Source organism: Flavobacterium sp. 40-81 (assembly GCF_001898245.1).
Lineage (GTDB): Bacteria > Bacteroidota > Bacteroidia > Flavobacteriales > Flavobacteriaceae > Flavobacterium > Flavobacterium inviolabile.
Genome location: NZ_MKTM01000028.1, coordinates 46,553 through 59,889 on the forward strand (window position 1 = coordinate 46,553; position 13,337 = coordinate 59,889).

Consider the following 13,337-nt stretch of genomic DNA (forward strand, 5'->3'; position numbering starts at 1 on the left):
TTTTTTAGATTTTCTTTAAAATCCTTTTGGCTACGCTTTTATAGGCAGGTGTGTGGTTCGGGAAATCCTGGGATAAGATCTGTTTTAATTCCGGATAGACCCATGCCTCCGTTTTGCCAATGAGGTATAAGGATTGGATGGCATAGGCTTTTGAGGCTACTTTCATATCGTTGATCAGCCAGTCAAAGCAGGTTTCGGTGATTTTCTGAAGATTGTCCTGTGATAAAACAGGCTGCTTTTTATGGTTGTGGGTAACTAAAAACAATACAATTTTGGATACCGGGCGAATGGCGCTGTCGTTTGTGAACTTATTGATGGTTTCGCAGAAAATGTTGGTGTACGGAAAGATAAAATCCAGTTTTTGTTCTAAAACCAGTTCCATGACCCAGCAGGCTCTGTGGTGGTTTTTGTCTTTCAGATTGGTGGCTAACGAAAATAAATCGCTGAATAAACCGGGATTTTCAAACAGGTAAGCGGTGTTTTGTTCCCTGCTGGCACGATGTGCGGTGCTGTTCGCAATTTTAGTATAGAAAATTTCGTTCATTTTTTTCTAAGAATCTTCATCGAAAATACAAATTAATTTAAAATTTTATAATTCTTAATTGTTAATTATCAATAGTCCATCTGCAATTATTATCTTTGCCAATTATTCTAAAGGTTACAATGGAAATACAACTTCATGACAAACAGTTTGTGCCATTTCTTTCTGCAAAGGAAATTGATGATGCAATTGCAAAAATGGCAAATAAAGTTGCTGCGGATATGGGTGAGGAGACTCCTGTTTTTGTAGGAGTGCTTAATGGTGCGTTTATGGTTGTTTCAGATTTTATGAAACATTATCCTAAACCGTGTGAAGTGAGTTTTGTGAAAATGGCTTCTTATGAAGGTATGGAAACAACACACGAAGTAAAGCAGCTAATCGGATTAAATCAGGATATAACCGGAAGAACGGTGGTGATTATTGAAGACATCGTGGATACGGGCAATACGGTTGTGGAATTGCAAAAAATGTTTCAGGACAGAAATGTGAAACAGCTCAGATTTGCAACCTTATTCTTAAAGCCGGAGGCTTATGATAAGGATATCACGATTGATTATATAGGTCTGGAAATTCCAAACAAGTTTATTGTTGGTTTCGGACTGGATTATGACGGATTGGGCAGAAACATTCCGGAAGTTTATCAGTTAAAATAAAAAGAAGTTAACCATAACTATATACCATTAAACAACAATTTAAAAAACAACAATGATTAATATCGTATTATTTGGAAAGCCAGGTGCCGGAAAAGGAACGCAAGCTGAATTTTTAAAAGATAAATACAACTTAAAACACATTTCTACAGGTGATGTATTTCGTTACAACATTAAAAACGAAACACTATTAGGAAAAGAAGCGCAGACTTATATTGATAAAGGAGATTTGGTTCCGGACAGTCTGACCATAAAAATGCTACAGGATGAAGTTGAAAAAAACATGGAATCCCGTGGATTTTTATTTGACGGTTTTCCAAGAACTTTAGCGCAGGCAGAAGCACTGGATGCTTTTTTGAAAACAAAAAACTGGGAAATCACCGGAACGATAGCATTAGAGGCCGACGATGAAATTCTGGTACAACGACTGCTGGAAAGAGGAAAAACTTCTGGAAGACCAGACGATCAGGATGAAGAAAAAATCAGAAACCGTTACCAGGAATACAACGAAAAAACAGCACCGCTGATTGCGTATTACCAGGGACAAAATAAATTTCATGCGGTTAACGGAATCGGGAGTATCGCAGAAATTACCGAAAGATTAAGCAGTGTAATCGAGCAATTATAAGCATTGCCCTTTACGATATTTTTACAATAATTTATATTAAAATTTAAAAGTAAGTCAGGAAAACTGATACGATAACTAACTAGTAATCACACATTGGAAATAATAATAATTTTCTTTTTAATCCTTTTGAATGGTGTCTTTTCCATGTCGGAAATTGCATTAATATCCGCTCGGAAAAATCGCCTTGAAACTGCAGCTAAAAAAGGGAATACAAGCGCGAAAACAGCTTTGGATTTAGCTAATTCGCCAAATAAATTTTTGTCAACAGTTCAGATAGGGATTACCCTGATCGGAATTCTTACCGGTATTTACAGCGGTGACAAAGTAACCGGAGATGTTAAACTCTTTTTAGACGGGTTTGAAACATTAAGGCCATATTCGCCAACATTATCCGTTGGTATTGTGGTTGTTATTTTAACCTTTTTCTCATTGGTTTTAGGGGAATTACTACCCAAACGAATCGGACTGAATTACCCGGAAGCCATTGCTAAAACGGTAGCCGTTCCGATGAAAGTGATCTCTATTGTAACAGCTCCGTTTATATGGTTGTTAACAACTTCTACCGATTTTATACTGGATGTTTTAAAGATCAAACCTACCGCCGACGGAAAAGTTACGGAAGAGGAGATCAAAGCCATTATTAAAGAAGGTACCGAAGGCGGCGAGGTTCAGGAAATTGAACAGGACATCGTGGAACGTGTTTTCCATATCGGTGACCGAAAAGTAAACTCGCTGATGACGCACCGTAAATCGGTCGTGTACCTTTCCGTTGAAGATGATGTTAACGAACAGAAGGAAAAAGTACTGGAAGAAATACATTCCGTTTATCCGGTTTGTGATGATAATTTAGATGAGGTAATTGGTATTGTATTGTTGAAAGACCTGTTTCTGAGCTTTGAAACCGGAAATTTTGACTTAAAGGCAATTATCAAGGAGCCGGTTTACCTTATTGAACATACTTCTGCGTATAAAGCGCTGGAGATTTTCAAAAAAACAAAAGTGCATTATGCTTTGATCACGGATGAATACGGCGTGGTTCAGGGGATTATAACACTTAACGATATTCTGGAAGCTCTGGTAGGGGATGCCTCCGAGTTTTATGAAGAAGAATTCCAGTTAATTGCAAGAGAAGACGGAACATGGCTGGTTGACGGCCACTATTCGCTGCATGACTTTTTAACATATTTTGATATGGATGACCTGATTAATGACTATGACGTTACTACGGTAAGCGGATTGATCATGACGGAGTTGTCCTATATTCCGAAAGTAGGTGAAAAGCTGATCTGGAATAAAATGGAATTGGAAGTGATTGATATGGACGGTGTTAAAATCGATAAGGTTTTAGTACGTTCATTAAAAGAATAAAAATAGTTTTTAGTGCCGCCTGCCGGTAACTGAAAACCAAATGGATATTAAATGACAGAAGGGAATTTTGTAGACTACGTAAAAATATATGTTTCTTCCGGTAAAGGAGGTAAAGGTTCTACGCATTTACACAGAGAAAAATTTATTGAAAAAGGTGGTCCTGACGGAGGTGACGGAGGTCGCGGCGGACACGTGTATCTGGTGGGAAATAAAGGACTATGGACTTTGTTTCACCTGAAATTTGCACGTCACATCAAAGCCGGACACGGCGGCGATGGGGGAAGTGCCAGAAGTACCGGTGCAGATGGAGAAGATAAATTTATCGAAGTACCGTTAGGAACAGTGGTAAGGGATAAAGAAACCAATGAGATTCTTTTTGAAGTTACCGAACACGGAGAGAAAAAGATCCTGGTTAAAGGAGGAAAAGGTGGTTTAGGAAACTGGCATTTCAGAAGTTCGACAAATCAGACACCACGTTATTCCCAACCGGGTATGCCGCCGGAAGAACTGGATGTTATTCTGGAATTAAAAGTATTGGCCGATGTTGGTTTGGTAGGCTTTCCGAATGCCGGAAAATCGACGTTACTATCGGTGCTGACTTCTGCTAAGCCAAAAATTGCTGATTACCCGTTTACAACCCTGAAACCGAATCTGGGCATTGTGGCCTACAGGGATTTTCAATCGTTTGTAATTGCCGATATTCCGGGAATTATTGAAGGTGCTGCCGAAGGTAAAGGTCTTGGGCATTATTTCCTGCGTCATATTGAGCGTAACTCGACGTTATTGTTTCTGGTTCCGGCAGATGCTCCGGATATCAAAAAAGAATACGAAATCCTTTTGGATGAGCTGAGACGATACAATCCGGAAATGCTGGATAAAGACCGTCTGGTAGTAATCTCAAAATCGGATATGCTTGATGACGAATTGAAGGCAGAAATGAAAGCACAACTGGATAAGGAATTTAACGGCATGCCGTATTTGTTTATTTCTTCGGTTGCCCAGCAGGGTCTGGTAGAACTGAAAGATAAATTATGGCAAATGCTTAATCAAGAATAAGATAGCTTGCATATTTGTAAAAAGGCGTTCCACGGAACGCCTTTTTTTATTTTTTGTCACACAATGTTGGAATAATAATAAAATAAAAAGTTAAAGTTGTTTTGTTAGGGATTTTTTGTAATCCATATATTTTATAAAATTCTTAAAAAAAGGTATATTCGCACCACTAAAAATAACAAATTAATTATGAAAAAAATTATTTTATCCTTAATCGCTACGATACTACTTGTTCCTGCAAGTGTTAGAGCAGACGAAGGGATGTGGTTTTTGATGTTCATCGAGCGTTTGAATCACAGGGATATGCAAAAAATGGGATTGCAGTTAACTGCTGAGGAGATTTACAGTATTAATCACCACAGTTTAAAAGATGCAATCGTTCAGTTCAACGGAGGTTGTACAGCAGAAATGATTTCTAAAGATGGTTTGGTATTAACAAATCACCACTGTGGTTATGATGCTATTGCAGAATTATCGACTCCGGAAGCAAACTATTTGAAAAATGGTTTCTGGGCAGCGAACAGAAAAGCGGAATTAAAACCAAAAAGTTTATTCGTTCGTTTCTTCGTTCGTATGGATGATGTTTCTAAAAGAATTTTATCAAAAGTAAATGATAAAATGACAGAAGCAGAGCGTGAAGCAGCAATCAACAAAGAGATCGCTGTAATTGAAAAAGAAAACAACGAAGGTGGAAAATATACGGTTTCCGTTCGTCCTTTCTTCCAGGGTAATGAATACTACTATTTCGTTTACCAGGATTATAAAGACGTACGTTTAGTAGGAACACCTCCTGAAAATATCGGGAAATTCGGTGGGGATACAGACAACTGGGAGTGGCCTCGTCACACAGGAGATTTCTCTATGTTCAGAATTTATGCTGATGCAAACGGAAACCCTGCTGACTTTTCACCAAACAACGTTCCTTTACAGCCAAAACACCATTTACCGGTTAATTTAGGCGGTGTAAAAGAGAATGATTTCGCTATGATTTTAGGATATCCTGGTAGAACAAACCGTTGGATGCCGGCAGGTGGAATTGAGCAAAATGTGAAATTTGCTTATCCTGCATGGGTTGAAGGTTCTAAAATGGGTATGGACAAAATGAAAGTTCATATGGACGAAAGCGATGGAGTACGTTTAATGTATGCTTCAAAATATGCGTCATTGGCGAACTACTGGAAAAACCGTCAGGGAATGATTGACGCACTGACAAAATTCGGTACGGCAAAAACAAAAGCAGCTCAGGAAGCGAAATTCAACAAATGGGCTAACCTGAAAGAAAATAAAGGTAAATATGGTAATGTTGTTGAAACAATCAACAAATATTATACGTTAACGAACGAGAAATCACGTCATGACAACTATTTAATGACGCTTTTAAGATCAAGTTCATTCGGAACAATCTCAAGATCTCTTGGAAGACAATTGGAAAACTACGCGAAAGCTGACGAAGCGAAAAGAAAAGAAATGTATCCAGGTTTTGTAGAAATGATTGATGAGTTCTACAAAGAAGCTTACATTCCTGCAGAAAAAGATATCTTGGCCGGACAGTTAAACCTTTATGCTACAAAAGCAGGTTATACGTTAGCGCCAATGGTTGAAAAATTAGGTAAAGAAAATAACAACAACTTTACAAAATATGTAAACAATGCTTTTGACAGCAGTATTTTTGCTTCACCGGAAAAAGTAAAAGCATTTTTAAATAATCCGAATGCAGCTACTGTAACAAATGATCCGTTAGTAGTATTGTCTAACGACTTATTAAACCACTACAACGCAAAATCGGAAGTGATTGCTAAAGCACAAAACGATTTCGGAGCTTCTTTCCGTTTATTGGTTGAAGGACTTCGTGAATCTAAATTAGCACCAATCCAATATCCGGATGCTAACTCTACATTGCGTTTAACGTATGGTAAAGTTCGTACATTACCTGCAGATAAACGAAATGATGCTAAAGTAAACAACTATACTACTATGGACGGTATGGTTAAGAAATACAAAAAAGGTGATGAGGAATTCGATTTACCGGTTCGTTTAATTGAAATGAACAAAGGAAAAGACTACGGTCGTTATGCTGATAAAGACGGTTCTATGCACGTGAACTTCTTAACAGATAACGATATCACTGGTGGTAACTCTGGTTCTCCGGTATTAAACGGAAAAGGAGAGTTAATCGGTTTAGCATTTGATGGTAACATCGAAGCTATGGCTGGTGACGTTATCTTTGACAAAAACCTGCAAAGAACAATCAATGTGGATATTCGTTATGTATTATGGGTAATTGACAAATTCTCAAATGCGAAACACATTGTTGATGAAATGACAATCGTAAAATAATCCGATAGCATTTTAAAAATATTCAAAAGCCGTTTCAACAGAAGCGGCTTTTTTTATGCAGTACCGGACAATAAATTTCAGAAGATTTGGTTTTGTTTTTAAACAAGGTCAATTTGAAAGTTTATTATTATAAATTTGAACTAAAAGTGAAGAGAATAGTTATTGGTTTCGTTTCCTTTTTCCTGCTGCTGTCCTGCTCGGAAGAACAGGTACAACCGGAGGTTTCCTTTTATTACTGGAAAACAATTTTCCAGCTGAATAACAACGAGAAAACAATTTTAGAAGCAAATAAGGTGTCTAAAATTTATGTTCGTTATTTTGATGTGAGCCTGAAAGATAAGGAGGCTATTCCGCTGTTGCCGGTGGTTTTTAAAGAGAAGAAGATACGCTATGATATTGTTCCGGTTATCTACATCAAAAATGAAGTCATGCTGGAAGAAGCGGTTAATCTGGAAAATATGGCGCGGAATATTTATACCTTTATTGCACAGATGAACGATAAGAACGGTATCCGGTGCCATGAAATACAGATTGATTGTGACTGGACGCTGAAAAGTAAAGACCGTTACCTGAAGTTTATAGAAGATTTCAAAAAGATCAGCACCAAGAAACTCTCGGCAACCATTCGTTTGCATCAGGTAAAATACTATCAGAAAACCGGTATTCCAAACGTAGATAAAGGCGTGCTGATGTTTTACAATATGGGTAGTATTGCGCCGGATAACCTGAATTCTATTTACGACCGGAATATTGCCCAGAGCTATATCAGGAGCCTTCACAAGTTCCCGTTGCAGCTGGATATTGCACTGCCGATTTATTCCTGGGGAATTCACATCCGGAATCACAAGGTGATAAAAGTAGTGGGTAAGCTCGATCATGCGGAGCTGGAAAAAGATACCCATTTTAAAAAGACAGACGGGATGCACTTTACCGTTGTGGAAAGTGTTATCAGAGGCGGGAATTACTATAAAAAAGGCGATGTCGTTAAAATAGAGTGCATTACAAAAAAAGATTTAAAAACAATGGCTGAGGATCTGAAGGAACATCTGGCCGGGCAGCCGGAAGACATAATTTTTTACGACCTGGATTCTTTTAATTTAAAAGCATATAATGATGATGAGCAATTCTTTAAAAAAGTGGCTGGTTGGTTTTAGCCTGTTAACAGGGGTTACCTATACTGTGATTTATGCCTGCGCGGATGATTTTTGGGGCTATCGGTACCAATCAAACTTTACACCCGAAACCTATGTGGATAAGTCGTATACGCCTTTGCTTTTTTCGGATGAAATGTTTTATAGTATCGGGCATGATACCGAATACACCTCTCGTTTTAACAATGATATTATACAGGAATGGGACGGCTATCTGGATGGCAAAATAAAAAAAGAAGACCTGACCTACCTTATTCTGAAAGACAGTGCGAAGGCTGAATTGAATAACCTGTATGAGGCTGCTTTTGCTAAAAAGAGCCTTAACTATGCCGATAGAAAGATAGCACTTAAGGACAAAAAAGTAAAAAACTTTTTGGAGTTTATGTATTATGCCAAAATGATCGAGGAGCATGCAACGGTGGCCTATCATTACTGGGATTACGAAAGCCGGCAGGTTTCCTATGTGGCTCCGGAAGTAATCAGGGATGTGGAAAATAAATTCACAAAAACTACTGATGCCTTTCTGAAAAACAGGTATTGGTTTCAGGTGATGAAAGCCTGTTTTTACAGCGATTCTCCACAGCAGGCTATTGCCTTTTTTGAAAAAACAAAAGCACAGGTTCCGCAAAATGTATTGTACTACCGCGCGCTTTCCTATATCGCCGGTGTGTACTATAAAGACAAAGACTATGTAAAGTCCAATTACCTGTACAGTGTGGTGTTTGACAAATGCCCGCAGCTGCGTGTTGTAACGGCATATAGTTTTCATCCGCAGGAACAATCCGACTTTGATGCCGCATTGCAACTGGCCAAAAACAATGATGAAAAAGCCGCTTTATGGGCATTGCTGGGCTATTATGCCGATGAACGAAAAGCAATCGATGCGATTTACCAGTTAAACCCGAAGAGTGAACACCTCGAGTACCTGCTAACCCGTTTGGTCAACAAAGAAGAAGCGGAATTAAACGGGGAGGAATTCAAATCGGTAAAAGAATACAAGAAAGTTGTCAAAGAAAAACTGAATAAAGAATCCCTGGCATTTCTCAATAAGATAGCCGGTGAGGAAAAAACACTAAAGCCGTATCTGTGGAATATCGCAGCGGGGTATCTCAATATCTTTAACGGTGATTATACGCTGGCCGAAAAACAATTTTCGAAAGCGGAAAGCAAAACACCCAAAACAGAACTGTCGGCAAAACAGTTACGCCTTTTAAAACTGATCAATACGCTCAGCAGGCAGAATGCCATGAATGCCGATGCTGAAAGTAAACTGCTGACGGATTTAAACTGGCTGTATCACGAGTGTCCGAAGAGTGACTATTACGAACCGTTCCGGTACACCAAAGCCTTGGGTTGGAGTAAAAAATATATTGCCGCGCTTTACAAGACACAAAAGAACGGTGTAATGACCGAATTATTCGACCGGGACAACAAATACTATTTAACGGGAGCCAATCAGGAAGCGATGAAAACCTTTTTGATGCGGAACAAAAAAAGCCCCTGGGAACAGTTAGCAGTGAGTATTTATGATGTTACGCTTTCCGATATTTACGAATACCAGGCCGTGATGAGTGCCTACGCCAATAAAATAGAGCAGGCGATTGCCTTTATGGAGAAATCGGAAAAAGGAAAAGAAGTCATCTTGGAAGGGAACCCGTTTAACGGAAAGATCAGGGATTGTAATGATTGTGACCATCAGGCATATCAAAAAGTAAAATATACCAAGCTTTCGTTTTTGCAAAAACTAAAAGAAATGCAGGACAAAGTAACCAAAGGGGAAGAGGTCTACAGCAACAGTCTGCTGCTGGCAAATGCCTTTTACAATATGACCTATTACGGCAATGCACGTTCCTTTTATTATAGCAATATAATGGATCAGGGAGGAAATTATATTGATGAAGATTATAAACCCTACCTGTTAAACCCGGCTTTGGCCAATTCCTATTATAAAAAAGCTTTTGAAGCGGCAGCCAATCCGGAACAAAAAGCAAAATGCGTATACATGATGACCAAGTGTGAACGCAATGTGTTTTATACCGATAACTACCATACCAATCGCTATGATTACCGCCAGCCGGAAGTGCATTTTTTAGCCTGGAACGGTTTTAAAAAGCTAAAAGCAGAATATTCGAACACGCAATATTATAAAGAGGTCATAAACGAATGCGGTTACTTCCAGAAATATCTTGGCATGAATTAACACAAAAGGAGGCTGGCTGCCTCCTTTTTTATTTTGTGACCTCCATGTCTAAACCGTAATCAAAAGGAAGCATGTCGCCCGCTTTTTTCCAGCCCATATATCCGAAAATAATAATGGCTTCCGGATCGGCTATCTGTCCGTTGTGGTAAATTTCAAGAGCGCCTTCAGCCAACTTCAGCTGTGAGGTTTGAAAAGTAGGATTCCGGTTACGGGCGCCAATGTAGTTGTCCTCTTCTTTTTCCCGGGTGTAGGTTATATTCAGGTAATCGTCAAAAGCAATAGACTTCCTGTTGGATTCCTCTGTGATAAACGATTCCCTTCTGCTGGAATTCGGTTCGATCACCGTTATAAAAGGCTCTTTGACTGCCCGCAGGTATTTTAGATCCCTGGTTTCGCGGTACAGCTTCATATAATAAGGAATACTGTCGGCACCGGGATATTTAGGATTGCTTTTCAGGAACATCTTACGAACCGTAAAACCTTCACTGCTTAAGGTGTTGTAATAGCAGGCCCTTATAAAATGCATAAAAGAACCTCTGTAGGCATCAAGTCTGTTGCGTTCAACAACTTTCGGATTCAATTTTTTCTCATTTACTATGTCTGTAAAATAAGGATAGCCGAAATGAATTACTGCGGTGCTTGTTGTGCCGTAAACACCGGGTACATGCCCGCGCGGACATTCAAAGCGGACAAGTTCATAACGAATCTGGTAGCCCAGTTTTTCATTATAGATCTGTAACGGTGCGTCAGCATTGGCAACAATTTTTAAAGAATCATCACTGATACTGAAATACAGCACTTCGGGATTTAGAATTTTTGCCTGTCTCGCTATTTTGCTGTTGCCCAGAAATTCGGTCTGGAACATGTCATAATATTGCTGCCAGTTTTTACGGTTCATTTTCTTTCGCTTCCGGACAATGACCTCATTTAATTCGCTGACCTCGGTTTTTAAATAAATAACGTTCAGGCTTTCGTCTTTTGTCAGCAAAGCCACTGGAGCCATAACACTTTCATAGCCCATAAAGCTGACGATAATCGCATCGTTGTCTTTGAGCCATATTGTAAATAAGCCGTTTTGGTCACTGCTCACCCCATTTGTAGTTTGCGGAACATAAACAGAAGCACCGCTAACAGGCAATTTAGTAGCCGCATCTTTTACAATTCCGGTTATTTTGGTTTGAGCCTGTAAGCCCGTGATGCTGAAAAGAAGATAGATTACAAGATAAATAGATTTCATGGCGTTGAATTTTGTTAACAATATACTGAAAATTTACCGCTTTTAAAGATTCTGGAAATGATAGTGATAATTTGTTCCGTTTCTTTATTTTTGAGTTATGAAGCAATTGGGTTATATTTTCTTTTTACTGCCGTTAGCGGTTTGGTCACAGGGGAATTTTGAAAAGGGAGAACAGCTTTTTAAACAGGAGCAATATGCTTTGGCAGCGCCTTATTTTGAAAGCTTTTTAAATGAAAACCCGAATAATCCCCAAACGATGGAGTATTTAGGAGATATTGCGGCACATCAGAAAAAATGGGACAAAGCCATTGCTAATTATAAGAAATTAAAAACACAGTTTCCTAAAAACACAGGCTACCAATACAAATATGGCGGTGCTTTGGGAATGAAAGCAAAAGAAAGCAGTAAATTCAAAGCTTTGGGAATGATTGGCGAAATTGAAGATTCTTTTAAGGCAGCAGCAAAACTGGATGCCAGACACATAGAATCCCGGTGGGCATTGGTAATATTGTACCTGGAATTACCCGGAATAGTAGGCGGTAGTGAAAAGAAGGCACAATATTATGCCGGCGAATTAATGGCCATTTCGCCGGTGGACGGAAACCTTTCCAAAGGACATATTGCCGAATATTTCAAACGTTATACCGAAGCGGAAAAATACTATCTGAAAGCAATAGCCATAGGACAGTCCAAAACAACCTACCAGCGATTGGCAGACTTGTATAAAAATAAAATGAATTTGCCGGAAAAAGCAAAACAAACCTTAGATTTGTATCAAAAGAAAAGAACATAAAAATGCGTACACATTTTATCGCAATAGGAGGCAGTGCCATGCACAATCTGGCATTAGCGCTACACAATAAAGGATACCACGTTACCGGAAGTGATGATGCTATTTTTGAACCTTCCAGAACCAGGTTAGAAAATAAAGGATTACTACCGGAAGAAATGGGCTGGTTTCCTGAAAAAATAACGGCCGATATTGAAGCGGTTATTTTGGGTATGCACGCCAAAGCGGACAATCCGGAATTATTAAAAGCGCAGGAATTGGGATTGAAGATCTATTCATATCCTGAATTTTTATACGAACAGTCCAAAAATAAAACCCGCGTGGTTATTGGCGGTTCTCATGGAAAAACAACCATAACCTCGATGATACTGCATGTTATGCATTACCACAATATTGAAGTGGATTATATGGTGGGCGCACAATTGGAAGGTTTTGATACGATGGTTCATCTAACGGAAGAAAACGATTTTATTGTTCTGGAAGGAGATGAATACCTGTCGTCACCAATGGACAGAAGACCGAAATTCCACCTGTATCAGCCCAATATCGCTTTGATCAGCGGAATAGCCTGGGATCATATTAACGTGTTTCCAACCTATGAAAATTATGTGGAGCAGTTTGAAATTTTTATTGAAAAAATAACAAACGGCGGTATCCTGGTCTATAATGAAAATGATGCTGAGGTAAAAAGAGTAGCGGAAGCGGCAACAAATCCGATCCGTAAAATTCCATACCACACTCCGGAATATACGGTAGATAATGGCGTTACTTTATTAGCAACACCGGAAGGCCCTATGCCGATTGAGGTTTTTGGCGCACACAACCTGAATAACCTTGCCGGAGCCAAATGGATCTGCCAGAATATGGGTGTTGATGAAGCCGATTTCTATGAAGCCATTGCCAGTTTTAAAGGAGCCTCCAAACGTTTGGAAAAAATAGCCGAGAGCAAGAGCAAAGTAGCCTATAAGGATTTTGCACACTCTCCAAGTAAGGTGGCGGCTACAACCAAAGCTGTAAAAGAACAATACCCGAACCGAAAACTGATTGCCTGCCTGGAACTGCACACCTACAGCAGCCTGAATGCGGAATTCCTGAAAGAATACCAGGGCGCTCTGGAGTATGCCGATGAAGCGGTTGTTTTCTATTCGCCTGATGCGGTTAAAATCAAACAGCTGGAAGAAGTTACCTACGAACAGATTGCAAAAGCATTTGAACGGGAAGACCTGATTATCTATACCAATCCGGAAGACTTTAAAAAATACCTCTTCGATCTGGATCTGGAAAATACAGCCTTATTGTTAATGAGTTCCGGAAATTATGGCGGACTTAATTTTGACGATGTAAAAGAGCTGGTAAAATAGCTTACAATAACAATAAAGGTT

11 protein-coding genes are annotated in these 13,337 nt (G+C 39.1%); 9 read left to right on the forward strand and 2 right to left on the reverse strand.

The window, feature by feature from the left end; all coding sequences use genetic code 11:
- Nucleotides 1–4: 4 nt before the first annotated feature.
- Nucleotides 5–544 carry a HEAT-like fold family protein gene (locus BGO42_RS10595; RefSeq protein ID WP_273246414.1) on the reverse strand — a complete coding sequence of 180 codons (540 nt, stop codon included), beginning with the start codon at nt 542–544 and terminating at the stop codon, nt 5–7.
- Between the two features lie 119 nt (nt 545–663).
- On the opposite strand from BGO42_RS10595, the gene hpt reads away from it, so the two are divergent.
- The 7 genes from hpt to BGO42_RS10630 all read left to right on the forward strand — a co-directional run bounded on the left by hpt (nt 664) and on the right by BGO42_RS10630 (nt 9,928).
- Nucleotides 664–1,194, forward strand: coding sequence for a hypoxanthine phosphoribosyltransferase (gene hpt, locus BGO42_RS10600; protein ID WP_273246413.1), 531 nt, complete (start codon nt 664–666; stop codon nt 1,192–1,194).
- A gap of 52 nt (nt 1,195–1,246) precedes the next feature.
- On the forward strand, nt 1,247–1,819 hold the full coding sequence (locus BGO42_RS10605) for an adenylate kinase (RefSeq protein ID WP_177732372.1): 573 nt from the start codon (nt 1,247–1,249) through the stop codon (nt 1,817–1,819).
- A 144-nt stretch (nt 1,820–1,963) separates the two neighbouring features.
- Nucleotides 1,964–3,187 carry a hemolysin family protein gene (locus tag BGO42_RS10610; protein ID WP_246297046.1) on the forward strand — a complete coding sequence of 408 codons (1,224 nt, stop codon included), beginning with the start codon at nt 1,964–1,966 and terminating at the stop codon, nt 3,185–3,187.
- 51 nt (nt 3,188–3,238) lie between these two features.
- The gene (obgE, locus tag BGO42_RS10615) at nt 3,239–4,243 is read left to right on the forward strand and encodes a GTPase ObgE (protein WP_177732378.1); all 1,005 of its coding nucleotides are present in this window, start codon (nt 3,239–3,241) and stop codon (nt 4,241–4,243) included.
- A gap of 186 nt (nt 4,244–4,429) precedes the next feature.
- Nucleotides 4,430–6,577, forward strand: coding sequence for a S46 family peptidase (locus tag BGO42_RS10620; protein WP_273246412.1), 2,148 nt, complete (start codon nt 4,430–4,432; stop codon nt 6,575–6,577).
- A 146-nt stretch (nt 6,578–6,723) separates the two neighbouring features.
- A complete protein-coding gene (locus tag BGO42_RS10625; protein WP_273246411.1) occupies nt 6,724–7,731 on the forward strand; it encodes a hypothetical protein in 1,008 nt (335 codons plus the stop codon).
- The gene (locus tag BGO42_RS10630) at nt 7,688–9,928 is read left to right on the forward strand and encodes a hypothetical protein (RefSeq protein WP_273246410.1); all 2,241 of its coding nucleotides are present in this window, start codon (nt 7,688–7,690) and stop codon (nt 9,926–9,928) included. Before BGO42_RS10625 ends, BGO42_RS10630 begins: the two co-directional genes overlap by 44 nt.
- 28 nt (nt 9,929–9,956) lie before the next feature.
- Here the strand turns inward: BGO42_RS10630 and BGO42_RS10635 are convergent, their stop codons facing one another.
- The gene (locus BGO42_RS10635) at nt 9,957–11,165 is read right to left on the reverse strand and encodes a carboxypeptidase-like regulatory domain-containing protein (RefSeq protein ID WP_273246409.1); all 1,209 of its coding nucleotides are present in this window, start codon (nt 11,163–11,165) and stop codon (nt 9,957–9,959) included.
- Between the two features lie 97 nt (nt 11,166–11,262).
- On the opposite strand from BGO42_RS10635, the gene BGO42_RS10640 reads away from it, so the two are divergent.
- Both BGO42_RS10640 and BGO42_RS10645 read left to right on the forward strand, forming a co-directional pair.
- The gene (locus BGO42_RS10640) at nt 11,263–11,958 is read left to right on the forward strand and encodes a tetratricopeptide repeat protein (protein ID WP_273246408.1); all 696 of its coding nucleotides are present in this window, start codon (nt 11,263–11,265) and stop codon (nt 11,956–11,958) included.
- 2 nt (nt 11,959–11,960) lie between these two features.
- The gene (locus tag BGO42_RS10645; protein WP_273246407.1) at nt 11,961–13,316 is read left to right on the forward strand and encodes a UDP-N-acetylmuramate--L-alanine ligase; all 1,356 of its coding nucleotides are present in this window, start codon (nt 11,961–11,963) and stop codon (nt 13,314–13,316) included.
- Nucleotides 13,317–13,337: the final 21 nt, after the last annotated feature.